The organism is Streptomyces sp. NBC_01410 (genome assembly GCF_045040195.1).
Classification (GTDB): Bacteria; Actinomycetota; Actinomycetes; order Streptomycetales; family Streptomycetaceae; genus Streptomyces.
In genome coordinates this window covers 6,877,993-6,900,308 of sequence record NZ_CP109530.1, presented here as the reverse complement: position 1 = coordinate 6,900,308, position 22,316 = coordinate 6,877,993, and the positions used below count along the sequence as shown (strand labels likewise).

General features: G+C 70.4%; 24 protein-coding genes. 8 read left to right on the top strand and 16 right to left on the bottom strand.

Going from position 1 to position 22,316, the window contains the following annotated elements:
- Positions 1 to 84 precede the first annotated feature (84 nt).
- Together OG741_RS31645 and OG741_RS31640 are read right to left on the bottom strand one after the other, a co-directional pair.
- Positions 85 to 1,083 carry a substrate-binding domain-containing protein gene (locus OG741_RS31645; RefSeq protein ID WP_266482838.1) on the bottom strand — a complete coding sequence of 333 codons (999 nt, stop codon included), beginning with the start codon at positions 1,081 to 1,083 and terminating at the stop codon, positions 85 to 87.
- 143 nt (positions 1,084 to 1,226) lie between these two features.
- Positions 1,227 to 1,946, bottom strand: a complete 720-nt coding sequence (locus OG741_RS31640) for a GntR family transcriptional regulator (RefSeq protein WP_323136086.1) — start codon at positions 1,944 to 1,946, stop codon at positions 1,227 to 1,229.
- A gap of 155 nt (positions 1,947 to 2,101) precedes the next feature.
- On the opposite strand from OG741_RS31640, the gene OG741_RS31635 reads away from it, so the two are divergent.
- Positions 2,102 to 3,106, top strand: coding sequence for a Gfo/Idh/MocA family oxidoreductase (locus OG741_RS31635; RefSeq protein ID WP_405603447.1), 1,005 nt, complete (start codon positions 2,102 to 2,104; stop codon positions 3,104 to 3,106).
- A gap of 53 nt (positions 3,107 to 3,159) precedes the next feature.
- Here OG741_RS31635 and OG741_RS31630 read toward each other — a convergent pair whose 3' ends face one another.
- Genes OG741_RS31630 through OG741_RS31620 form a run of 3 tightly spaced genes read right to left on the bottom strand, consistent with a single transcriptional unit; the run spans position 3,160 to position 6,248 of the window.
- Positions 3,160 to 4,338, bottom strand: a complete 1,179-nt coding sequence (locus tag OG741_RS31630) for a cytochrome P450 (protein WP_405603446.1) — start codon at positions 4,336 to 4,338, stop codon at positions 3,160 to 3,162.
- 18 nt (positions 4,339 to 4,356) lie between these two features.
- Positions 4,357 to 5,028, bottom strand: a complete 672-nt coding sequence (locus OG741_RS31625) for a response regulator (protein WP_405603445.1) — start codon at positions 5,026 to 5,028, stop codon at positions 4,357 to 4,359.
- Positions 5,025 to 6,248, bottom strand: a complete 1,224-nt coding sequence (locus OG741_RS31620; protein WP_405603444.1) for a sensor histidine kinase — start codon at positions 6,246 to 6,248, stop codon at positions 5,025 to 5,027. Before OG741_RS31620 ends, OG741_RS31625 begins: the two co-directional genes overlap by 4 nt.
- Before the next feature lie 145 nt (positions 6,249 to 6,393).
- On the opposite strand from OG741_RS31620, the gene OG741_RS31615 reads away from it, so the two are divergent.
- Complete coding sequence (locus tag OG741_RS31615) at positions 6,394 to 6,612, top strand: hypothetical protein (RefSeq protein WP_405603443.1); 219 nt, start codon at positions 6,394 to 6,396, stop codon at positions 6,610 to 6,612.
- A gap of 8 nt (positions 6,613 to 6,620) precedes the next feature.
- Here the strand turns inward: OG741_RS31615 and OG741_RS31610 are convergent, their stop codons facing one another.
- Positions 6,621 to 7,001, bottom strand: coding sequence for a hypothetical protein (locus tag OG741_RS31610; RefSeq protein ID WP_405603441.1), 381 nt, complete (start codon positions 6,999 to 7,001; stop codon positions 6,621 to 6,623).
- 528 nt (positions 7,002 to 7,529) lie between these two features.
- Between OG741_RS31610 and OG741_RS31605 the strand changes: the two genes are divergently transcribed.
- Positions 7,530 to 8,078 (top strand): DUF1062 domain-containing protein, encoded by a 549-nt coding sequence (locus OG741_RS31605; RefSeq protein ID WP_405603440.1) that lies wholly within the window; start codon positions 7,530 to 7,532, stop codon positions 8,076 to 8,078.
- 66 nt (positions 8,079 to 8,144) lie between these two features.
- On the opposite strand, the gene OG741_RS31600 is transcribed toward OG741_RS31605, so the two are convergent.
- The 5 genes from OG741_RS31600 to allB all read right to left on the bottom strand — a co-directional run bounded on the left by OG741_RS31600 (position 8,145) and on the right by allB (position 13,107).
- Positions 8,145 to 8,702: a dihydrofolate reductase family protein gene (locus OG741_RS31600; protein ID WP_405603439.1), complete on the bottom strand. Its 558-nt coding sequence runs from the start codon at positions 8,700 to 8,702 to the stop codon at positions 8,145 to 8,147.
- Between the two features lie 82 nt (positions 8,703 to 8,784).
- Positions 8,785 to 9,393: a dihydrofolate reductase family protein gene (locus OG741_RS31595; protein ID WP_405603438.1), complete on the bottom strand. Its 609-nt coding sequence runs from the start codon at positions 9,391 to 9,393 to the stop codon at positions 8,785 to 8,787.
- Between the two features lie 106 nt (positions 9,394 to 9,499).
- Positions 9,500 to 10,333, bottom strand: a complete 834-nt coding sequence (locus OG741_RS31590; protein WP_405603437.1) for an AIM24 family protein — start codon at positions 10,331 to 10,333, stop codon at positions 9,500 to 9,502.
- Between the two features lie 315 nt (positions 10,334 to 10,648).
- Positions 10,649 to 11,764, bottom strand: a complete 1,116-nt coding sequence (alc, locus tag OG741_RS31585) for an allantoicase (RefSeq protein WP_405605862.1) — start codon at positions 11,762 to 11,764, stop codon at positions 10,649 to 10,651.
- Entirely contained in the window at positions 11,764 to 13,107 is a 1,344-nt protein-coding gene (gene allB / locus OG741_RS31580; RefSeq protein ID WP_405603436.1) for an allantoinase AllB, read from the bottom strand. Before allB ends, alc begins: the two co-directional genes overlap by 1 nt.
- A 337-nt stretch (positions 13,108 to 13,444) precedes the next feature.
- Here allB and OG741_RS31575 point away from each other — a divergent pair, with 337 nt between their 5' ends.
- The gene (locus tag OG741_RS31575) at positions 13,445 to 14,245 is read left to right on the top strand and encodes an IclR family transcriptional regulator (RefSeq protein ID WP_405603435.1); all 801 of its coding nucleotides are present in this window, start codon (positions 13,445 to 13,447) and stop codon (positions 14,243 to 14,245) included.
- 76 nt (positions 14,246 to 14,321) lie between these two features.
- On the opposite strand, the gene OG741_RS31570 is transcribed toward OG741_RS31575, so the two are convergent.
- Positions 14,322 to 14,888, bottom strand: a complete 567-nt coding sequence (locus OG741_RS31570; RefSeq protein ID WP_405603434.1) for a TetR/AcrR family transcriptional regulator — start codon at positions 14,886 to 14,888, stop codon at positions 14,322 to 14,324.
- Positions 14,889 to 14,980: 92 nt separating this feature from the next.
- On the opposite strand from OG741_RS31570, the gene OG741_RS31565 reads away from it, so the two are divergent.
- Positions 14,981 to 15,400: a DUF1348 family protein gene (locus OG741_RS31565; RefSeq protein WP_405603433.1), complete on the top strand. Its 420-nt coding sequence runs from the start codon at positions 14,981 to 14,983 to the stop codon at positions 15,398 to 15,400.
- A gap of 21 nt (positions 15,401 to 15,421) precedes the next feature.
- Here OG741_RS31565 and OG741_RS31560 read toward each other — a convergent pair whose 3' ends face one another.
- Positions 15,422 to 16,114 carry an ABC transporter ATP-binding protein gene (locus OG741_RS31560; RefSeq protein ID WP_405603432.1) on the bottom strand — a complete coding sequence of 231 codons (693 nt, stop codon included), beginning with the start codon at positions 16,112 to 16,114 and terminating at the stop codon, positions 15,422 to 15,424.
- Complete coding sequence (locus OG741_RS31555) at positions 16,111 to 17,190, bottom strand: ABC transporter permease (RefSeq protein ID WP_405603430.1); 1,080 nt, start codon at positions 17,188 to 17,190, stop codon at positions 16,111 to 16,113. The genes OG741_RS31560 and OG741_RS31555 overlap by 4 nt, the downstream gene beginning before the upstream one ends.
- A gap of 110 nt (positions 17,191 to 17,300) precedes the next feature.
- On the opposite strand from OG741_RS31555, the gene OG741_RS31550 reads away from it, so the two are divergent.
- Positions 17,301 to 18,485 carry a sensor histidine kinase gene (locus OG741_RS31550; RefSeq protein ID WP_405603429.1) on the top strand — a complete coding sequence of 395 codons (1,185 nt, stop codon included), beginning with the start codon at positions 17,301 to 17,303 and terminating at the stop codon, positions 18,483 to 18,485.
- The gene (locus OG741_RS31545; RefSeq protein WP_405603428.1) at positions 18,482 to 19,114 is read left to right on the top strand and encodes a response regulator; all 633 of its coding nucleotides are present in this window, start codon (positions 18,482 to 18,484) and stop codon (positions 19,112 to 19,114) included. Before OG741_RS31550 ends, OG741_RS31545 begins: the two co-directional genes overlap by 4 nt.
- Before the next feature lie 55 nt (positions 19,115 to 19,169).
- Here OG741_RS31545 and OG741_RS31540 read toward each other — a convergent pair whose 3' ends face one another.
- Entirely contained in the window at positions 19,170 to 19,481 is a 312-nt protein-coding gene (locus tag OG741_RS31540) for a DUF5955 family protein (protein WP_266482780.1), read from the bottom strand.
- A 119-nt stretch (positions 19,482 to 19,600) separates the two neighbouring features.
- Entirely contained in the window at positions 19,601 to 21,487 is a 1,887-nt protein-coding gene (locus tag OG741_RS31535; protein WP_405603427.1) for a serine/threonine-protein kinase, read from the bottom strand.
- Positions 21,488 to 21,653: 166 nt separating this feature from the next.
- On the opposite strand from OG741_RS31535, the gene OG741_RS31530 reads away from it, so the two are divergent.
- Entirely contained in the window at positions 21,654 to 22,271 is a 618-nt protein-coding gene (locus tag OG741_RS31530; protein WP_405603425.1) for an NTP transferase domain-containing protein, read from the top strand.
- Positions 22,272 to 22,316: the final 45 nt, after the last annotated feature.

Below are 22,316 nucleotides of genomic sequence, written 5' to 3'. Positions count from 1 at the left end.
GCCGGGGGGCGTGATGACGCGCCCCGGCCGCCCAAGTATGTGTCACAGCAGGTCGGAGGGTTGGCACCGGGTATACCGCGTACGTCATCGGGTTCCGTCGGCGGTGAGCTTCTCCAGCGCGGGCACATCCTTCTCGGTGACCAGCGCGGGACCGGTGAGGATCGGCTTGCCGCCGCCGATCACATTGCCGTTGACCTTGTTGAGCCACAGCTCGTCGATCGCGAGATAGCCCTGGAGGTAGGGCTGCTGGTCCACGGCGAAGCCGATCTGCTTGGCCTTGAGCTGCTTGACCACCTCGGCGTTGAGGTCGAAGGTGTTGACCTCGGCGCCGGAGCCCGCGCCCTCCTTGGCCTTGACCGCGGCGGCAGCGATGGGGGCGCCGAGGGCGACGACGGCGTCGATGTCCTTGCCCGCCTGGAGTTTGGCCTCGATGGACGAGGTGGTCGCGGGTGTGTTGGTGCCGTCGACGTTGAGGTTCTCGACCGTGCCCTTGAAGGTCTTCTTCACACCGGCACAGCGCGCTTCGAGCGAGACGTTGCCCTGCTCGTGAATGACGCAGACGGCCTTCTTCTTGCCGCGCTTGTTGAGTTCCTCGCCGATGGCCTCGCCCGCGACGGACTCGTCCTGGCCGATGTGGCTGAGCGCGCCGAGCGACTTCGAGAACTCGGCGCCGGAGTTGATCGTGACGACGGGTATGCCTGCCGCGACGGCCTTCTTGACGACGTCCTGGACTGCTTCCGGCTTGGCGAGGGTCACGATGATGCCGTCGACCTTCTGGTCGATGGCGGCCTGCACGAGCTGGGCCTGCTCCTTGCCCTCCTTGTTGGCCGAGTAAAGGAATTCGACGTTGTCCTTGCGGGCGGCCACCTTGGCGCCGCTCTGGACGATGTCCCAGAAGGTGTCGCCCTCGCCGGAGTGCGTCACCATCGCGATCTTCAGACGTCCGGTGGTGGCGGGAACGCCTCCTCCACCGTCCTTGGAGGGGCTGTCCTTGGCCTCCTTGCCGCCGGAACTGCTGCATCCGGCGACAACGACCAGGGCACTTGCGGCGAGCAGGGCTGCTGCCGTGCGGGTGGTACGCATGGTGGGTCCGCCTTCTCTCCCGGCCGCCCGATTGCGGCTGGGTGAGTTTTTACGGCGGCCACGCGACCCCGTCAAGACTTTGTCCGAACATTCTTACGCGAAAGACATTCTTACGTGACCCGCCCCGGGCCTCCCCGGGGCGGTCAGGGACGCACGAGGAGCTGGAACTCGAAGGCGTAGCGCGAGGCCCGGTAGATGTGCGAGCCGAACTCGACGGCGCGGCCGGTGTCGTCGAAGGTGGTGCGCTCCATCGTCAGCAGCGGAGCCCCGGTCGCCTCGGTGAGCAGCTCGGCCTCGAGCTCGGTGGCGGCCCGTGCCCCGACCGACTGCCGGGCGCTGTGCAGGGTGATCCCCGCGGATCGCATCATCCGGTACAGGCCGGTTGCCTCGAGCCGCTCGGTGTCGCAGTCGAAGAGGCCCGCGGGCAGGTGGTTGCGCAGCCTGGCCATGGGCTCGCCGTGGGCAAACCGCAGCCGCTCGATCAGCTGCACGTCGCTGTCCTCCGCCACCCCGAGAGCGGCCGCGACCTCGGCACTCGCCGGTTCGACGGCATTGCGCAGCACGATGGTGGCCGGGCGCTGGCCGGCCGCCTCCAGGTCGTCGTAGAGGCTGCTGAGCTCCAGCGGGCGCTTGACCTGGCTGTGCACCACCTGGGTGCCGACGCCCCGGCGGCGCACCAGCAGGCCCTTGTCGACGAGGGACTGGATGGCCTGGCGGACGGTCGGGCGGGACAGGCCGAGCCGGTTGGCCAGCTCTATCTCGTTGCCGAGCAGGCTGCCGGGAGTGAGGGTCCCTCTCTCGATGGCGGATTCCAGCTGCTGCGACAGCTGGAAGTAGAGCGGGACCGGACTGGTGCGGTCCACGCTCAGCTGGAGCGACAGGGACGGGTCCGTCACGTGTCTGGGCTGCTTGGGCACGGGGTGAGCGTAGTCGCACGGAATGTTGACGGGAAGTCGTGAAGTTCGGTTGTCAGGACAAAGTCTTGACATGGCGACCGGCCCGCCGCCACCTTTGGGCCATGCGCATCGGATTGATCGGAACGGGACGTATCGGCACTTTCCACGCGGGCGTGCTCAGCCGCCACCGGGAGGTGGGTTCACTGGTCGTGGCGGATACCGACGCGGCGCGGGCGGCCGAGGTCGCCGAGCGCACCGGGTCCACCGCCGCGCCCAGCGCCAACGAGATCTTCAAGTGGGGCGTCGACGCCGTCGTGATCGCCTCCGCCACCGCCGCCCATGCCGACCTCATCGCCCGGGCCGCCCGCGCCGGGCTGCCCACCTTCTGCGAGAAGCCCATCGCCCTGGATCTGCCGGGCACGCTCGGCGCCCTGCGCGAGGTCGAGACCGCGGGCACCCAGCTCCAGCTGGGCTTCATGCGCCGCTTCGACGCGGGGTACACCACGGCCCGCGAGCTGGTGCGCTCGGGACGGCTCGGCCGGCTGCACACCGTACGGGCCATCACCTCCGACCCGGCGCCGCCGCCCGCCGCGTATCTGCCGCTCTCCGGTGGCCTGTACCGGGACTGCCTGGTCCATGACTTCGACATCCTGCGCTGGGTGACCGGCCGGGAGGTCGTCGAGGTGTACGCCACCGGCTCGGACCGGGGCCCCTCGATGTTCCGCGACGCGGGCGACGTCGACACGGCGGCCGCGGTGCTGACCCTGGACGACGGGACGCTGGCCACGGCGACGGCCACCCGGTGCAACGGCGCGGGTTACGACGTACGCATGGAACTCGCCGGTGAGCTCGACCAGGTCGCGGTGGGCCTGGACGACCGTACGCCGATCACCTCGACCGAGCCGCAGGGCCCGCCGCCCGCGACCAAGCCGTGGCCGGGCTTCCTGGAGCGGTTCGCCCCCGCGTACGAGGCGGAGCTGGACACCTTCGTCCGGATGGTCCAGGGCGAGGCCGAGAATCCCTGCGACGGCCGCGAGGCGCTGACGGCGCTGCGGATCGCGGAGGCGTGCGAGCTGTCCCGCCGCGAGCACCGGCCGGTCCGGCTGGAGGAGATCCCGGCGGACTGAGCGCGCGATCCCGGTGGACCGAGCGCGGCGGTGAGGCCGGGGCCGGCCGCGGGCTACCAGCTCACCGGCAGCCGCCGCACGCCGCGCATCAGCAGGCCAGGCAGCCAGTCGAGCGGGCCGCCGGAGGGGTCCAGCGCCAGGTCCGGGCAGCGTTCCAGCAGGGTGCGGATCGCGATGCGGGCCTCCATACGGGCCAGCGGCGCCCCGAGGCAGAAGTGAATACCGTGCCCGAAGGCGAGATGGCCCCGGGTGTCCCGCCGGATGTCGAAGCTGTCCGGGGCCGGATAGCGGGACGGGTCGCGGTCGCCCGCGGCGAGGCCGACCAGCACCGTCGCGCCGGCCGGGATCACCCGGTCCCCGACCGGGACCGGCTCGGCGGCGAAGCGGGCTGTGCCGTTCTCGACGGGGCCGTCGTAGCGCAGCATTTCCTCGACCGCGCCGTCCAGGAGTCCGAAGTCCGCACGCAGGGCGGCCAGTTGGTCGGGGTGGGTGAGCAGGGCCCGTACTCCGTTGGAGATGAGATTGACCGTCGTCTCATGGCCGGCGATGAGCAACAGATAGGCGAGCGCCCGCAGTTCGGCCGCCGAGAGCCGGTCGTCGTCCTCGGCCCGGGTCCGTATGAGGGCGGAGAGCAGATCGTCGGCGGGCCCGGCACAGCGCTTGTCCTCGATGAGCTCGTCGAGGTACGCGGCCAGGCTGTGGATGGCGTCCGCCTCGGCATTCGCTCCGGTCGGGGCCACGACCTCGTTGGACCACTTGCGGAAGGCGTCGCGGTCGGCGGCCGGGATGCCGAGCAGCTCGCAGATGACGATGATCGGCAACGGGAAGGCCAGCGCGTCCACCAGATCGCCGTGCCCGGCCGGCAGCATCGCGTCCAGCAGTTCGTCGGTGATCTGCTGGATGCGCGGGCGCAGGCCCTCCACCCGCCGCCCGGTGAATTCGCGCGTCACGAGCCTGCGCAGCCTGCTGTGGTCGGGCGGGTCCAGGACCAGCAGATTCGGTCCGATGACCTCCTCGTCCAACATCATCGCGCCTACCGTGGCGGGCGACTTGGACAGCCGCGGATCGGCGAGCGCGGCCCGCGCCTCCTCATGACCGACGATCAGCCAGAACTGCTCGCCTCCCGCCATGCGCACCTCGTGGACGGGGCCCGACTCGCGCAGCCGCGCGTAGTACGGATACGGATTCGCGGTGAACTCCGCTCCGTACTCCCCCAGATCAACAATTGTCATCACGCCAGCGTACGTCCGCTAAACCGGCTCGTCCTCGTCGAGCAGGCCCGCGTCGTGCACCAACAGCGCGATCTGGACACGGTTGTTCAGGTCCAGCTTGGCCAGAATGCGCGAGACATGCGTCTTGACGGTCGGCACGCTCATATAGAGGGTCGCGGCGATCTCGGCGTTGGACCTGCCGCGGCCGACGGCGACGGCCACCTCCCTTTCGCGGTCGGCGAGCGAGGCGATCCGCTCGGCGGCGGACTTCTTGCGGGTGCCGGGGGTGCGGTCCGCGACCTGTGTCATCAACTGGCGGGTGACGGCCGGGGAGAGCACCGGTTCGCCCGCCGCCACCCGCCGTACCGCGGCGACGATCTCGGCGGGCGCGGTGTCCTTCAGGACGAATCCGGCGGCTCCCGCGCGCAGCGCCCGCAGCACCTGTTCGTCCGCGTGGAAGGTGGTGAGGACGACGACTTCGGGGGCGTCGGGGCGGCGGCGCAGCTCCTCGGTGGCCGTGAGGCCGTCCATCCCCGGCATCCGGATGTCCATCAGCACCACATCGGGCGCAAGCCGGTCGACGAGTGCCGCGACCTCCGAGCCGTCGGCCCCCTCCCCCACGATCTCGAGGTCGTCGGCTCCGCCGAACATGAAGGCGAGTCCCGCGCGGACGAGAGGGTCGTCATCGACGACGAGCAACCGGATAGTCATGCGGCCCACGGTAGCCAGGCCCGGACGCGGAAACCGCCGTCGGCCGTGGCTCCGTGTTCGAGGCTGCCGGCCGCGAGCGTGGCGCGTTCGGTCAGACCGATCAGCCCCTGACCGGAGCCGGGGACCTTCTCGACCTCGCCGATCGGGGCGGGATTGGCGACGTCCACGGTGAGGCCGTGGCCCGGTCTGCCGCTCACAGCGACGGTGACCTCGGCGCCCGGTGCGTGTTTGCGGGCGTTGGTCAGACACTCCTGGGCGATGCGGTAGACGGTGCGGCCGGTGGCGGCGGGGACGGCGGCCGGGTCGGTGATGCGGTTGTCGAGGGTGACCTTCATGCCCGCCTGCCGGGACTCGGCGACCAGGGCGTCGAGGGTGGCGAGCGTGGGCTGCGGCCGGTCGGCGCCTTCGCCCTCGCCGGGGGCCCGCAGTACGCCGATGATCTCGCGCAGATCCTGGAGCGCCTCGTGCGCGCTGTCGCGGATCACTCCGGCGGCCCGGGCGACCTCGGCCGGGGGCGCGTCCGGCCGGAATTCGAGTCCGCCCGCGTGCACGCTCAGCAGGGTGAGGCGGTGGGCGAGCACATCGTGCATCTCACGGGCGATGGCCTCGCGGGCGAGCCGCTGGGCGTGCTCGGCGCGCAGCTCGGCCTCGCTCTCGGCCCGCCGGGCGCGTTCGCGCAGGGCGACGACGAGCTGGCGCTGGGCCCGTACGAGCATGCCCCAGCCGATCACCAGGAGGATCAGGATCACGCCGGTGAGGAGCGAGGCCAGGAACGACATGCCCGGATCGGGGCGTACGACAGCCGCGGCTGCCGAACCCGCGACGGCCAGGGCCCCGACGACGGCGACGGGCTTGAAGGGGCGGTGCACGGCGAGGCTGAACAGGCTCACCAGCAACGCCCCTCCCGCGACCGGAGACACCACGCTCACGACGAGCAGGGTGAGCGCGAGCCCGAGCGGCGCGCGGCGTCTGACCCACAGTGCGCAGCAGGCGAGCACACCCACCAACTGGTCGGCGAAGACGACCAGTTCGGAGTTGCCGGCCTGCCGGCTCGCCTCGGAGGCCAGGACGCCGATGAGCGCGGCGATGACGAAGGCGAAGGTGTCGACGACCCAGTCGCGCACGGTACGGCGCGGCCTGGCCCTGGTCCGGTCGCCGGGCAGGTCCGCCTCCTGCGACATGGCCGAGGGCAGCAGCCAGGGGTACTCCGTGCGCGTCATGTCGACAAAGCTACGCAGACGGGAGCGGTGATGCCGCCGCGCGGCGGCGGGAAGCTACCAAAGTCGCGCAGGCTCAGACTTTCGGCTCCGCGAGGCATCCCGAGGGCCGACGCTACGGCCCCGCGCCCCGGACCACGATCGGCGCATGAAGAAGATTCTCGAAGCCATCGGCATGGTCCTGCTGGTCGCGGGCGCCTGCGGGGTGTTGCGCGAGCTGACCGGCTGGTTCCGCTTCATGGGCTTCACGCGCTTCGTCACGGACCACGTCGGCTTCCTGCAGGGCCGGGAGATCTTCGCGAACGTGGTGATCGGCGTGGTCGGCTTCGCGGTACTGATGATCGCGGACCAGTACAGGAAGGCTTAGGAAGCGGCTCAAGCCCGGTGGGCGGCATCGGTCAGCCGGGTCACCTCGGCGAGGTGTTCGGCCATACGGTTGCCGACGCTGCCGCTCGTGAAGAGCACGGCACCCACGACGGAGACGGGCACCGAGAGGCCGAGGACGCCGAGGAGTTCGGGCCAGTCCCGTTCGGCGGTGCACCTGTTCTCACCGGTGTACGCCCCCTCATTGGCCGTAGAACGGTCCGTGAAGAGCCGCGCCTCGCAGGTGGACCGGTACCCCGCGTCGTACGGCGTGAGCAGCAGAACGCCGAACCACACCCACAGCAGCGCGGCGAGCGACAGGAGGCCGAAACCCCACGCCCGGGTGCGCTTGGCACGCGCGCGGAAATCTATGTCGTACATGAGTGATCGCATGGCGCACGAGCCCTAGGTCCTGTCCGGTCGATCAGGCCGGATCAGTGAGCGGGGGCTGGTGCGTGCAGATGCAAGGCGGAGGAAGGAGCCGACGCGGAGCGTCGGCGACTGACGCAACGCGGCATGGGGGCACCTCCCGTGCCCGAAGGGCTACGGGGGAGTGCGTGCCAGGGCACGCGAGCCCGGCAAGATCGGCCGGACAGGGCCTAGATGTCGGCTCCTTGGCCGCGAAGCCTTTGTCGGCCAGGATCACCTGCCGTTCGTACGAGGTGGTGGTCGCGTTCCCTCCAGGGCCAGTCGAACGCGCGGTCGCCGCGGTGGTCACCGCTCGCGTGGCGGTGAGGCGCTCGAAAACCAGTGGAGCAGCGCCGCTGAGCCCCATTACCGTGCTGCCGAACCAAGTCGTCTAGGCAAGGACGTGCCGTTGTACACCCTGTGAGACCTCCCGAGTGCTGATTCGTCGCGCGTCGCGCATGTGCGCCGCGCTCCTTTCTGCTGCGGACTTCTCACTGAAACCGGTGTACTTCTGTGCTCAACAACTGGGTGGTCATGCCCACCTGCCTGCCGCTCGTTCGCCGGCGTTGCCACGCGTGCGCGTCCGCGCGCTTCCGGGCAAGCGGCAAATTTCGCGTCAACGCCAACCACAAGCTCATCGACGCCTGGCTCCTCGCGCTCTGCACCACTTGCGGGGAAACTGCAAAGCTCACGGTCCTGGAGCGGATGAATGTGCGCTCCGTACGACCTGAGCTGCTGGACCGGCTGCATGACAACGACCATGGCCTGACAGCTGAGCTGCTCCAGGATCCGGTCGTGCAGCGCCGTAATCGCATCGCCCTCGACTGGGCGGGCGCCTGGCGCCTCGACACCGGCGGATCGGATCACCTGAACCGCGAGGTGATCGACGTCTCGGTCCGCTTTGCGGCGAAGATCCCTGTCCGGCCGGTGCGACTGATCGCGGAAGGGTGCGGCCTTTCGCGGGCCGAGGTCGAGAGACTGATCACGGAGGGGAAAGTCGTTTCGGCAGTCCGGCTGACCGGCAAGCTCTCCGGCGATTTCACCTTCACGCTCAAGCGCTGAGCCCTCCTCCGGGACCAGGGGCCTGTCCGGCATGATCCGCCGGACAGGCGTCCGGCAGTTTTGTACCTAGCGCGCCACGCGGTAGCGGAGGTAGACGAATCTCGAGCTGAAGGTGCGGGTCTCGACGAGTTCGAGATCCACCCGGCGCTCGTGCTGGGGAAAGAACGGGATGCCGCCGCCGACCAGCACCGGGTAGACCATGGCCCGGTACTCGTCGATGAGACCCAACGCGGCCACCTCGGCGGCGAGAGTCGCGCCGCCGATCGCGATGTCGCCCTCGCCCGGCTCGGCTCGCAACCGCTCGATCTCCTCCGCCAGGCCGCCGGAGGCCAGGCGGGCATGGCCCTGCACCGCCGACAGCGTGGTGGAGAACACCACTTTTGGCAGCGGCTTCCAGAGCGCGGCCCACTCGAGGTCGTCGGGCGATGGATCCTCGCCGGCGGTCTCCCAGTACAGCATCGTCTCGTACAGCCGTCGTCCCAACAGGTGGACGCCGACCTCTCGAATCTCGTCGATCCAGAAGCGAAAGACCTCCTGGTCGGGCACCGACCAGTCGAAGCCGCCGTCCGGCCCGACGATGTAGCCGTCAAGTGAGACGTTCATCGAATAGGTCACGCTGCGCATCAGAAGTCCTCCTCGGTAACGGGTTCGACAGCACGACCGCCCCTCGCGCCTGGAGCTTGGTCAGCAGCCCTGCCCACACTGCCTAGTAGCTGCCGTACTCGGGACGACCGGCCAGCTCGTACGTGTGGATGGCCACGCCCGCGCCCGTGACCCGGGACGCGGTGTGCCGGAAGGCGGTCGGGACGGCGCCGCTGGCGAACAGCTTGCGGCCCGTGCCCAGGACGACGGGGAAGGTGAGCAGATGGAGCTTGTCGATCAGATCGTGCGCCATCAGGAAGTGGGCCAGGGCTCCGCTGCCGTGGACCTGGAGCTCGCCGTCCGTGCGCTCCTTCAGCGCGGTGACCTCCTTGACGAGATCGCCGTCGATGATGGTGCTGTTTTCCCAGTCGGCCATCTCCAGTTTGGTCGAAGCGACGTACTTCGGCAGGGAGTTGAGCTTCGAGGCGACCGGATCGGCGGGGTCGGTCACCTTGGGCCAGTAACCCGCGAAGATCTCGTACGTACGGCGACCGAGCAGGAAAGCGCCCGCCTGGTCGAAGACCTCATTGATGAACCGGCCGAAGTCCTCGTCCCCGTACGGCACGGACCAGCCGCCCAGCGCGAAGCCGCCGCTGGTGTCCTCCTCAGGCCCTCCGGGGGCCTGCATCACACCGTCGAGGGTGACAAAACTGGTGATCGAGAGCTGAGCCATGACGGTTCCTCTTTCGGGGTGCTCGGGATTGCTGTGTTCCGGTCATCAGCTGAGACCCCCCTCGTACCAGGAAATCATCGGTCGGCCCTGCGCGCCTCGGCACGTACTAGCCTGCGTCCGTGGAGAACAGCCCGCCCGTCGGTCCCTGCTTGTCGCCGCCCTGGGCCTTCCTGAGCGCGTTGGCGAGACCCTCGATGGTCAGCGACTGGAGGATCACCCGCCCCTTTCCCTCCAGGGTGGCCAGGGAGAGGCCCTCGCCGCCGAAGACGGCGTTCATCAGGCCCTGGCGGTTGAGGCCGCCGATGCGCTGGACGCCGTAGCGGATGCCCTCCTCGAAGGCGACGATGCAGCCGGTGTCGACCTCGATACGGCCGCCGAAGTCGGCGGGATCGAGGTCGATGAAATTGCCCGCACCGCAGATGATGACCGTGCCGCGCCCGGTGAACCTCTCCAGGATGAAGCCCTCGCCTCCGCTGCGGCCTGTCTTGCCGCCCTGGAAGGCGATGCCGAACTCGACAGTGGACTCGGCGGCGACGAAGGCGTCCTTCTCGGCCATCCACGCGCGCGTGCCGTCGAGTTCGAGGGTACGCATCTCGCCGGGCAGCACGCCCGCGAAGCCCACGGTGCCTTCGCCGCCGGTGGAGGTGAAGTACTGGAAAGCGAGTGATTCACCGGCGAGGGCGCGCTGGCCGGCCTGCATGGCGGTGCCCATGGCCTGGCGCAGCATTCCGCTCATGCCGCCCGAGCCGGTGCCGGTGCCGCCCGCGGACTGGCCTCCGCCTCCGCCCCCTCCGCCGGGGCCGGACAGCCGGGTCTCCATCGTCACGTTGGACGTCTTGAACAGGAACTTTCCGGCCTCGCAGTAGACGGTCTGCCCCGGCTGGAGGGAGACGACCGCCATTTGCATGGCGCTGCCGACGATCTCTTGCTGAAGGGTCACACGGTGATTCAACGTCCGTTCGGCGCGGGCGCGGAGGAGGCAGGGCCGCTTTCCTCGTGTCGCGGCGTGCCGCCTGCGGCGGGCTTTGTCCCCTACCCGCCCCTTCCCGAACTGGGGGCAAGCCCCCAGACCCCCGAATGCGACCTTCGGCCGCATGTCCTCAAACGCCGGACGGGCTGAAATGTGCGGCCGAGCCCGCACCTTCAGCCCCGTGGGGGTCCCCCCGGACGAAGTCTGGGGGAGTTTGAGGCGCGGGGGTCCGGGGGCGGAGCCCCGGCTAAGGGAACGGGGGGTGGGGAACGAGCCCCGCAGGGATCAGCCGCCCAGTTCCCGGTGCCGCTTCGCCAGGGCGCCAGCCCCCTCCGACGTCAGCGAACCGAACAGCCGCAGCCGCGAGATCCCCCCGTCCGGGTAGATGTCCACCCGCACATGCGTCCCCACCGCCGGAGCCCCCAGCACAAACCGGTGATTCGTGTCCGGCTGCAGCCGAGTCCGCGGCAGGATCTCCGTCCACTCCCCCGTCTCGCCGTCGCGGAGCGAAACCGACGCCCAGCCCGCGCTGTTGCCCTTGAGATACGCCGTGTCGATCTCGACCGCGCGGATCTCGGCCTGCGCCACCAGCTGGTAGCGGATCCAGTCGTTGCCCTTGTCCCGGCGCCGGCGCGTTTCCCAGCCGTCGTCCATCTTGCGGGAACGGCCCGGCTGGATGGTGTTGGTGGCCGGGGAGTAGAAGCGGTCGGAGGCGTCCTCGACCTGGCCGCCGTTCTCCAGAGCCGCGAGGTCGAAGGTGCCGAGCACGCCGAGCCACTCGGGGTCGGGCGCGACCTCGCCGTAGACGCGCAGGCGGGCGATGCCTCCGTCGGGGTGCTGGTTGACGCGCAGGTGCGTGAAGCGCTGCTCGACGTCGACGGTGAAGCCGTTCGCCGCGTGGCCGCCGATGGTCGTACGCGGCACGAGCGTCGTCCACTTCACGTCGTCGGCGAGCAGATCCCCGGGCGAGGGGGACCCGGCCACCGCGGTGGCCTCGACCGAGACGGCCTGCGGGTAGTTGCCGCGGAAGTGGGCGGTGTCGATGACGATGCCGCGTACGACGCCGGGCGCTCCGAGGCGTACGAGCGCCCAGTCGTGGTCGTCGTCAGTGGGGTGCGGCTGCTCGGCCGAGATGCCGCGGCGGCGGCGGGTCTCCCAGCCGTCCATGATCTTGCCCTTGTGGCCGAAGTGCTCGGGGTCGAACTCCGCGGCCTCGGGCTTGAGCATGTTCTCGCGCTCGGCGAAGAACTCGTCGTTGGCCGCGATGACGCCCGCGCCGAGCCGCCGGTCGGCGAGGTCGGCGTAGTGCGTGAAGGGGAACTCCGCCGTGCGGTAGTCGGCGTACGGGTCGCCGCCGCCGAACGGGCCGGCGTCACCGGTGAAGGAAGGGATGGACACGATCAGTTGTTCCTTTCGAGCAGCCGGCCGGTCGGCTCGGCCAGGGTGCCGTTCTCCACGATGCGTTCGCCGCGCAGCCACGTCGATCTGACGACTCCGTGCAGGGTCTTGCCCGCGTATGCCGTCACCTGGTTGCGGTGGTGGAGCTCGGCCGGGTCGACGGTGAAGGTCTCGTCGGGCGCGAGGACCGCGAAGTCGGCGTCGCGTCCGGCCTCGATCGCGCCCTTGTGGCCGAGTCCAGCGAGCTGCGCGGGTGCGGCGGACATCCAGCGGACGACGTCCTGAAGGGTGTGCCCGCGCTTGCGGGCCTCGGTCCAGATGGCGGGGAGGCCGAGCTGGAGGGAGGAGATACCGCCCCAGGCGGTGGCGAAGTCCGGGGTCTTGAGGTCAGTGGTGCAGGGCGAGTGGTCGGAGACGATGCAGTCGATGGTCCCGTCGGCCAGGCCCTCCCACAGGGCGTCCTGGTTCTCGGCCTCGCGTATCGGCGGGCAGCACTTGAACTCCGTTGCCCCGTCCGGGACTTCCTCGGCCGTGAGGGTGAGGAAGTGCGGACAGGACTCGACGGAGATCTTCACGCCCTCGCGCTTGGCGGCCGCGATGAGCGGCAGCGCGTCGGAGGAGGACAGATGCAGCACATGTACGCGGGCGTCGAGCCGCTTGGCGTGGGCGATCAGGCCTTCGATCGCGGTGTTCTCGGCATCGCGCGGCCGGGAGGCGAGGAAGTCCGCGTACGTGGGTCCGGGCTCCTGCGGCGCCGCGGCCAGATGGTGCGGGTCCTCGGCGTGCACGATCAGCAGTCCGCCGAAACCGGCGATCTCGGCCATCGACCGGGCGAGCTGTTCCTGGTCGAGCTCCGGGAACTCCTCGACGCCGGACGGCGAGAGGAAGCATTTGAAGCCGAAGACTCCGGCGTCGTACAGCGGCCGCAGGTCCTTCACATTGGACGGGATCGCGCCGCCCCAGAAGCCGACGTCGATGTGCGCCTTGCTGCGTGCCACCTCCTGCTTGGTGGCGAGGTTGGCGACGGTGGTGGTGGGCGGGAGGGAATTGAGGGGCATGTCCAGCAGGGTGGTGATGCCGCCCGCCGCGGCCGCGCGGGTGGCGGTCCAGAAGCCCTCCCACTCGGTGCGGCCGGGGTCGTTCACATGGACATGGGTGTCGACGAGGCCGGGGAGCAGGACGTCGTCCCCGAAGTCCTCCAGCCGGGCGCCGGGCGGCACCTCGGCGTCGTACGGCAGCACCGCCGCGATCTTTCCGGCGGCCACGGCGACCGATGCGGGCCGTGTGCCGTCCGGGGTGATCACGCGCGTCGAGCGCAGTACCAGCTTCACGTCCACATTGGACACCCGTGCCCCTCACTTCCGTCCGGTACGGCCGACCGTCCAGCGGACCGCATCGCGAAATTCAACGAACTGTTGAAGGAGTCTTCACTCCACAGTCCTCGCCGTCAAGACCTGCTCGTTCCGGCCGGAGGGCTTGGATATTTCCACAAAGTGGAAGTAGAATTTCGCAAAGCAGAAGGTGGTTTTCACCGAGCAGGCCAGCAGGGGACCATGGGAAGTGACTGCCGAGACGTGGACAAACGCCCGCTGACCGGCATGGACGCCCTCACGACACCAGTGTGCCCGACCCGGACGCCCGGTAGGCTGCTCACTTGCCCGCCTGCCCGAAAGGACCGTTGACGTGCCAACGTCCAGCGCCAGCACCACCGACGCCGCCAAGCCCGCATCCAGCGGCGGCGTGCAGTCACTGGAGCGCGCCTTCGACCTGCTCGAGAGAATGGCCGACGCGGGCGGCGAGGTCGGGCTGAGCGAACTCTCCGCCAGCAGCGGTCTGCCGCTGCCCACCATCCACCGGCTGATGCGCACGCTGGTGGCCTGCGGTTACGTACGCCAGCAGGCCAACCGCCGCTACGCACTCGGCCCCCGGCTGATCCGCCTGGGAGAGTCCGCGTCCCGGCTGCTCGGCACCTGGGCCCGCCCCTATCTCGCCCGGCTGGTCGAGGAGACCGGCGAGACGGCGAACATGGCGCTGCTCGACGGCGACGAGATCGTGTACGTCGCGCAGGTGCCCTCCAAGCACTCCATGCGGATGTTCACCGAGGTCGGCCGGCGCGTGCTGCCGCACTCCACGGGCGTGGGCAAGGCGCTGCTCGCGCACACCCCGCCGGACGAGGTACGCGCACTGCTCGCCCGTACCGGCATGCCCGCGGCCACCGAGAAGACGATCACGACACCCGAGGGCTTCCTCGAAGCGCTCGAACAGGTGCGGCGCGCCGGTTACGCGGTCGACGACAACGAGCAGGAGATAGGGGTCCGCTGCCTCGCGGTCTCGGTGCCCAACTCCCCCACGGCGGCGGCGGTTTCGATCTCCGGTCCGGCGGGCCGGGTCACCGAGGCGGCCACCGAGAGGATCGTCCCGATCCTCCAGGAGGTCGCAAACGACCTCTCGACGGCGCTGGCGAACACGGCGACGCAGGGCTGATCCCTCAAGCGACACCACCCGCGCCCTGCTCCCCCGGCTCGTTGCAGCGGGAGCGGGGCGTTCGGCTTTCCGTGTCCTACGAGCGGCCCGCCTCCAGCAGCACTCGGGCGGCCTCCTTGGCCTGCCCCGCCGTCGCGCTGCTACCCGTGATCGCGGCCGTCGTGATCGCGCCCTCCACCAGCAGCAGGAGAGGCTCGGCCAGCGAGGCAGGACGGCCCGCGGCGGCCACCAGGCCCGCGAGATAGCTCCGCAGCGCGTCGACATGATCGCGGGCCGCGGCCGCCACCGCGTCCGAAGTGGCGCCCAGCTCCCCGAAGGAGTTGACGAAGGCACAGCCGCGGAAGTCGGGCTCCTCGAACCACGACTGCAGCCAGTCGAAGACGGCGAGGATCTTGTCCTCGTCCGCAGCGTCCGCGGGCCGGGCGTCGACATGGCTCGCCAGCGAGGCCCGCCAGCGTGCGTCACGCCGGCGCAGATACGCCTCCACCAGCCGCTCCTTGGAGGGGAAGAGCTGATAGAGACGCTTGAGGGACACACCGGACTCGTTGCGGATCTCGTCCATCCCGACCGTCTGCAGCCCTCGCCCGTACAAGAGCGTCTCGGCCGCGTCCAGCACGCGGGTCTGAAGTACTGCGGCTTCCATGTCAGCCCTCGCCTTGCGTGAGAATCACCGTTCTCCTACGCTACTGCACACCGGAGAGAACGCACGTTCTCTCTCTTCCGAAGGGGATATCCATGACTGCGAAGAGGCTGCCCGTCCCGCCGTTCACCGCCGAGACCGCCCAGCAGAAGGTCCGGGCGGCCGAGGACGCCTGGAACAGCCGGGACCCCGAGCGGGTCGCCCTCGGCTACACCGAGGACTCCGAGTGGCGCAACCGCGATGTGTTCCTGTCAGGGCGCGCGGAGATCGTCGAGTTCCTGCGCGAGAAGTGGCAGTACGAGCTGGACTACCGCCTGCGCAAGGAGCTGTGGGCCTTCACCGACAACCGCATCGCTGTCCGCTTCGAGTACGAGTGGCGCAACGACGAGGACCGGTGGTTCCGCAGCTACGGCAACGAGAACTGGGAGTTCGACGAGAACGGTCTGATGCGGCGCCGGTACGCGAGCATCAACGACATCCCCATCGCGGCGGACGAGCGCCGCATCTCGCTCTGAGACGGTCGTGACAGGGTCGGATCAGCCCGCCACCGGCAGCGCCGCGAGCCGCCCGTCCGCCATCGTGACGGTGCGGTCCGTCCGCTCCAGGTGCGCCCGGTCGTGGGTGACCAGTACGGTCGCCGTCCCCCGCTCCCGGGTCAGGGCGCCCAGCAAGTCCAGTATCGCCGCGCCCCGTTCATGGTCCAGGGCGCTCGTCGGCTCGTCGACCAGCAGCACGGCGGGCTCGTTCATCAAGGCCCGGGCGATGTTCACGCGCTGGCGCTGGCCGCCCGAGAGCTGGTGCGGACGGCGGTGCGCCTCACGGGCGAGGCCGACCGCGTCCAACAGCTCCAGGGCACCGGCCCGCGCCTCGCGCGGTCTGTGCCCGGACAGATGAGCCATCACCTGGAGCTGCTCGGCCGCCGTCAGGGACGGCAGCAGATTGGGCTGCTGGAAGACGATGCCGATGCTCTCGCGCCGCAGCGCGGCCTGGCCCGCCCGGTCCAGGCCCGCCGTGTCCGTACCGTCGACGACGACCCTGCCCCGGTCGGGGGTGACGAGGGTCGCCGCGACAGCCAGCAGGCTCGACTTCCCGGAGCCGGACGGGCCGACGACGGCGGTGAGCGAGCCCGCCGTGACCTCCAGCGAGACGGAGTCCAGCGCGGTGAGCCGCCCGTCGCCGTCGGGGTAGGTCAGGGTCACGTCGTCGAGCAGCAGGTTCGCAGAGGTCATCGTGCGCTCCCCAGGGCGGTCAGAGGATCGACGGCGGTGATCCGCCGGATGGACAGGGCCGCGCCGAGGACGCCGAGGACGATCATCACGACGGCGGGCAGCAGCACGGTCGGCGCGGCCAGTTCGAACGGCACGTCACCGCCGCTGATCAGCGCGCCGATCGCGGCGGCCAGAGCCGTACCGAGGAGCGTTCCGGCGGCCAGCATCGTCACCGCCTGCCCCAGCGCGTCCTTGAGCAGATACGGCGTCGAGGCGCCGAGCGCCTTCAGTACGGCGATGTCGGCGCTGCGCTGGATCGTCCAGACAGTGAAGAAGGCTCCCGTGACCAGCGCGCTGATCACGAAGAGGAAGCCGCGCATCAGCTGCAGCGAGCCGTTCTCGGCCTGGTAGGAGCCGATCGCGGTCAGCGCCTCCTCGACGCCGAGGGTCTTCGTACCGGCGGCCTTGTCGGCGGCGGCAAGGTGCGAGCCGTCCGCTGTCATGAGTGCGATGACGGTGGCCTGTTCCTGCGTCGTGGTGCCGGAGTCCCCGATCCGCTGCCAGTCGTCGAGCGCCGTCCACACCACGGGCGTGTGACTGAAGGAGGCATCGCCCTCGACCGCCGCGACCGTCTCCTCCAGGCCGCCGATCCTGACCCGGTCGCCCGCGCCGACGCCCAGTTCGTCAGCCGCCTTCCCGGAGAGGACGACACGGCCCGGCGCGAGGCCCTGCGGCGCGAGCCCGGAGTCGGGCTCCACGCCGAAGGACGACACGGCGGCGCTACGGTCCCCGGCGGCGGCGTTCAGCGTACGGATGCCGAGGGGGTGGGCCCCGGTGACGCCGGGCTGCCTCGCCCACCTCGCCCACTGGCCCTCGTTCACGGAGGAGTTGGTGAAGGACACCGGCCGGCCGCCGGGCGGGGCAGCGAAGGCGATGTGGTCGGCGGGCAGGCCGGTGACGGCCGAGGTGTTCTCCCGGGCCAGCCCGGCGGTCAGCCCCGACAGCAGCCCAACCAGCAGCGTGATCAGCACAACCACCGTGCCCATCAGGGCGAACCGGCCCTTGGCGAACCGCAGATCTCTCCATGCGACGAACATGGGCCCAGCCTCGGGCACGAGGCCCACGCGAACATCGCGCCGCGGTGCGTACTCACATCAATCTTTTGATTGACCTCGCGCCCGCGCACCCCCCTTACGCTGGGACGACCATGGATTCCCGCCCCCTCACCCCCGTCCTGCGCGTGCTGCGCCTGTGCCTGCACGCGCTGCTGGCCGGGCTGCTCACGCTCGCCGCGATACGGGCCGTGTCGGACGGCACCCCGCACGCCTACGCCGTGGTGGCGGCCGCCGCCCTGATGGCCGCGGTGTACGCGGCCGGTGTGCTGAGCCCGGCCGTGCACCGCTCGCCGCGCGCCGCCGCGCTCTGGCTGTCGGCACTCGGCGCGGCCTGGCTGGCGCTGCTCGCCCTCTCCCCCGACGGCCTGTGGTCCGCCTTCCCGCTGTACTTCCTGCTGCTGCATCTGCTGCCGGTGCGCTGGGGGCTGCCCGCGGTCGCCGTGACCGCGGCCGCGGCCATCGGCAGCTTCCTGCTGCACGGCAGGACCATCACCCCGGGCACCTTCATCGGACCGCTGCTCGGCGCCGCCGTCGCCGTCGCGACCGTGCTCGGCTATCGCGCGCTGTACCGGGAGAGTGAGAGCCGGCGCGAGCTCATCGAGGAACTGGTCTCCACCCGGGCGGAGCTCGCCGAGGCGGAGCACCAGGCCGGGGTGCTGGCCGAACGTGAGCGGCTGGCCCGGGAGATCCACGACACCCTCGCCCAGGGGCTGTCCAGCATCCAGCTGCTGCTGCGCGCCGCCGAGCGGACCCTGCCCGAAGACGCTCCGGCCGCCGCGCATGTACGCCGGGCCAGGCAGGCCGCGCAGGACAACCTCGCCGAGGCACGCCGTTTCGTACGCGCCCTGACGCCGCCCGACCTGGAGCACGGCTCGCTGGCCGGAGCACTTCAGCGGCTGTGTGCCACAGTGCCCGGGCCCGCCGTCCAGTTCGGCATCAGCGGCCTGCCTGTCGAGCTGCCCACTCCGTACGAGGTCGCCCTGCTGCGTACTGCGCAGTCGGCGCTCGCCAACACCGTGCGCCATGCCGCCGCGGGCCGGGCGGAGATCACGCTCAGTTTCATGGACACCTCGGTCTCGCTCGACGTGGTCGACGACGGCCGGGGCTTCGACCCCACGACCGCGGCGCCGGCGCCGCACGGGGACGGCGGTTTCGGACTGCCCGCGATGCGGTCGCGGGCGCGGTCGCTCGGCGGAACGCTCAGTGTGGAGTCGGCCCCTGGCCAGGGCACGGCGGTCGCGCTGACTCTGCCGCTTCCGGCACAGGCCTCCGTATGAACACGCCCATCCGCCTGCTGCTCGCCGACGACCATCCCGTCGTACGGGCGGGGCTTCGGGCGGTCCTCGACACCGAGCCCGAATTCGCTGTAGTCGCGGAGGCGGCCACCGCGGAACTGGCCGTCAACCGGGCCGCCGCGGGCGGCGTCGACGTGGTGCTGATGGACCTTCAGTTCGGCCCGGGCATGCATGGATCCGAGGCGACTGCGGCGATCAGCGCGCTCCCCCACGCGCCGCGCGTGCTGGTCCTCACGACGTACGACACGGACGCGGACATCCTGGCGGCGGTGGAGGCGGGTGCGGCGGGCTACCTCCTCAAGGACGCGCCCCCGGAGGAACTGGCCGCGGCGGTCCGTACGGCGGCAGCGGGCCGGTCGGCGCTCGCCCCGGCCGTGGCGCACCGGCTGATGGACCGGATGCGCACCCCGTCGGAGGCGCTGACGAAGCGGGAGCTGGAGGTGCTGCAGCTGGTGGGGGACGGTCTGTCGAATCTGCAGATCAGCAAGGAGCTGTTTCTGAGCCAGGCGACGGTGAAGTCCCATCTGGTGCATATTTACGCGAAGTTGGGGGTGGACTCGCGGACGTCCGCGGTGGCAACGGCGAGATCCCGCCGCCTGATCCGCGGCTGAGCCCGTCCCGTATTCAGCCTGTCCGGCGCTTGAGCCTCAGACTCCCGGACAGGTCCTAGCGCGGCACCTCGCCGAACAGGTCGACCGCCTCCCGCACCGCCATCAGCCCGGGCGCCAGCGCACTCACCGACCCGATCGCCCCGGCGATCAGCAGCAACGAGCGCCGCATCCGGGGGATCTCGGGATCGCCCGCCGCCACCATCGCGGCCAGCACGGCCAGTTCGTCCTCGGCGATACCCCGGTCGGGGAACTCGCCCGGATGACCGGCCAGTTCGCGGCGGAGCCGGGAGACGGCAGCCCGCAGTTCCGTCTCCCTATGGTCCTCGCCGCTCACTGTCACCCGCGTCTGCCCCACGCTCCGCAACAAAGCCCGCCCCCTCGCAGGTCCTTATGGCTGTTCGACGACCGTCAGCAGTTGGTCGGACACCGAGGGTCGCGGGCAAGCTACGCCATCCGATGCGGTACGCGCCACTCCGGGGACAGAATTCAGGACTTCGGCTGTACGGAGTCCATCGCACCGCGCCAGACCGTCACATCGACGGTCATGTAGTGGCTGGGATCCGATTCGGGCGCCCTTCCCTGGTAGGTCACCAGGCCGACGTTCCCCGTCTCACTCAGCACACAGAACTTCGCGCCCTTCGAGAGGTTCTTGATCTCGAGCAAAGTGGCGAACCGGGTCTCACTCTTGCAGGTCGCCAGGTCGGCGCTCTGGCCCGGGCCCAGGAGGATCAGCTTTGCGTTCCTGGCTTCGATCGTACCGAGGTAGTACTCGTGCTCGAAGTCGAGGGTGTTGGCGCTTTCGCTCTCAACCGGCTTGACCGGCTCGTCGCCGAGGCTGATGCCGTAGTCGTCCGTCACGTTGAGGCCGTTGTACGTCTTGGGCTTCGGGTCCGCGACCGGCTGGGAGGGCTTGGTGGACTTGTCGCCGCCCCGGCTGTCGGTGGCGCCGTTCCCGCTCGTGTCCGACGTGCTGCCGCCCTGGGACTGACTGCCCTTGTCCTTGTCCTTGCCGGACAGAGCGACGTACACGCCACTGCCGACGAGCGCGCCGAGCACCAGCGTGATGACGACGGCGGTGGCGAGAGTGCTGCTCTTCTTCTTGGGCGCGCCGGGCGGGAGCTGCCCGGAGGCCGTCTGGTAGGGCTGCACCGGGTACGGCTGCGGGGGGCGGACGTGCTGGGGCGCGGTATGCGCGTGCGGGGTGGCGTGCGCCTGCGGGTAGCCGTAGGTCGGGTTCTGGGGCGGCGGGCCGAAGCCGGGCGGCGGAGTCGCCGGGGCGGAGGCCGTGGTGGGCGGCGGAACCGGAGCGGGCGACTGCATCTGAGCCGGGCCCGCGGTCTGCGTGGGCGCGTAGTGCGGCGACTGGACCGGCGGCTGCTGGACGGGGGACTGCGCGGCAGCCTGGGTGGGCGGGTGGGCGGGAGCCGGGGCCTGTCCGGCCGGCGGTGTCACCGGCGGCGCAGGCGCCGCCGTGCGCGTGGTGATCTCGGCCGCGACCGCGCCCGGCAGCCACTCCTCGGGACGCCGCAGCACCGTCTCCGCATTGGCGGACTGGCAGATCGTGAGCAGCTCGGCGACCGACGGCCGGCCGTCGGGCTCCTTCGTCAGGCAGCGGGTCACCAACTCACGCAGCTGGTGGGGCAGTTCGGTGAGGTCGGGCTCCTCGTGCACGATCCGGTAGAGCACGCCGTGCGAAGTGCCTTCACCGAAGGCCGCCTTGCCGGTCGCCGCGAACGCGGCGATCTGGCCGAGCGCGAAGATGTCGGTGGCGGAGGTGACCTGGCTGCCGGCGGCCTGCTCGGGGGCCATGAAGGACGGCGTGCCGATGGTGACGCCGCTGCTGGTGAGCGAGGTGGCGTCGGCGGCGCGGGCGATGCCGAAGTCGATGACGCGCGGACCGTCCGAGGACAGCAGCACGTTGGCGGGCTTGAGGTCGCGGTGCACGATTCCCGCTCCATGGATGACATGGAGCGCCTCGGCGATTCCGGCGACCAGCAGCAGCACGGTCTCCACCGGCAGCTTGCCGTGCTCGTGGACCGCGTCGGCGAGTGAGGGCCCGGGGACGTAAGCCGTCGCGAGCCAGGGCTGCTTGGCCTCGGCGTCGGCGTCGATGACCGGCGCGGTGTACAGGCCCTGCACGCGCTGCGCGGACTGCACCTCCTGGGCGAACCGGCGGCGGAACTCCGCGTCCTGGGCGAAGTCCGGCCGGATCACCTTGATGGCGATGGGACGCCCGCCGGGCGTGTACGACAGATACACCTTGCCCATGCCGCCCGCGCCGAGCTTGGCGGCGAGCTTGTATCCGGCGACGTGCTTCGGATCGTCTTCGGCCAGAGGCTGGAAGACCGTTCCCTCGTGTGCGCGCCCACTCATCGAACTCTCGTCCCCCATGCCGAACTTCAGTATCGGAGGGCACCCTATCCAAGGCTCGCCCCGCTCTCCACGTCGGACGACCGATGGCGCCCGCTCGGTTGCGGAACACAGTCGGCGAGCCGTGAATCGCTCGGCGCTTCGACCGGTTATGAGGTAAGGAGTCCTTATGGCACACCCACTTCCCCACCCATCGAAGGAACCGGTCGTCGCCGGACTGCTGCTCGCCGCGGGCGGCGGTCGGCGGCTCGGCGGACGCCCCAAGGCGCTGCTGACGCACCGGGGCAGGCCGCTGGTCGAGCACGCGGTGCGCGCGCTGCGCGAGGGCGGCTGCGCTCCGGTGCATGTGGTGCTGGGTGCGGCTGCCGACCGCGTACGCAAGGAGGCAGATCTGTCCGGCTGTGTACTGGTCGACAACCCCGACTGGGAGGAGGGCATGGGCTCTTCGCTGCGCGCGGGTCTTCAGTCGCTGTCCGCCACGGCGGCGGACGCCGCGCTTGTCTCGCTGGTGGACCAGCCGGGGATCGGCGCCGAGGCCGTGGCCCGCGTGCGGGCCGCCTACCGCTCCCGTCAGTCGCTCGCGGCGGCCGCGTACGGAGGCGAGCGCGGCCATCCGGTTCTCTTCGGCGCGGGGCACTGGCAGGAGATCACGGCGAGCGCGGTCGGCGACCGCGGTGCTCGCGCCTATCTCAAGGAGCACGAGTCCTTGATCGCGCTGGTCGAGTGCGGCGATGTGGCCGAGGCGTACGACATCGACACGGCGGCGGATCTGGCGCACCTTGAGTGAACGGCGTGGCACTCAGCGCCATGGTCTGTCGACCCAGAGAATCTC